The organism is Microbispora sp. ATCC PTA-5024, assembly GCF_000511135.2.
Classification (GTDB): domain Bacteria; phylum Actinomycetota; class Actinomycetes; order Streptosporangiales; family Streptosporangiaceae; genus Microbispora; species Microbispora corallina.
The window spans coordinates 239,064-239,743 of record NZ_KI866525.1; the positions used below are offsets into that span (position 1 = coordinate 239,064).

Sequence of the window (680 nt, forward strand, 5' to 3'; positions counted from 1 at the left end):
TTCGTTGAGGTGGTGGAGCTCCTGGGCGCGGGCGTAGACGTTGGTCGTCATCTCCTCCAGCGCCGGTGAGCTGTCGGTCACGCCGTGTTCGCCGTACCGTCGTAGCTGCCGGAGGAAATCGGTGACTTCCTCGAAAGCGTGAATGATCAGTTCCACTTCGCCGTCGGGGCCGAGGACAGGCGCGGTGACCGCGCTCCAGTACCGCTCCTCGAACACCCCCGGCCGGCCGGGCACCTCGACGTCGTACCTCTGCATCGGCAGGGCGTTCCGCCGGCCGGTGGCCGCCACCCGCTCCAGCGAAGCACGCAGATGCTCCATCCCATGCGCGGCGGGATCATCGGGAGCGCCTGGATTGTCAGGGAAGGCGGTGAAGGCGTGTTGGCCGAGCACATCAGCCCTGGTCCGCTTCACCACATTCAGTAAGGCATCATTGACCGCTACGATGACAAAATCTGGTGTCAGTACCACCGACGGGACCACGATGGCATTGAACACCGCCTCGTAGTCAAGATCTGAGCCCATCATCCCACCTCGTTGACAGCATAGGATTAATTGGACGGAATAGTCCAATTTCGTCTCGGTGACGGCTGTACAATCAGGCGCGAGAACACTGCCGTTGCCGGTCGTCATCCGAAGCGTCGACCCATCGCACCGCCGGGCCCAACGGGATGTCGGGGGCT

1 protein-coding gene is annotated in these 680 nt (G+C 62.9%); it reads right to left on the bottom strand.

All coding sequences use genetic code 11. The annotated features are described in order from the left end of the window. On the bottom strand, positions 1-525 hold a 525-nt coding region (locus MPTA5024_RS42680), incomplete at its 3' end, for a PAS domain-containing protein (protein WP_198167421.1). Between the last annotated feature and the right edge of the window lie 155 nt (positions 526-680).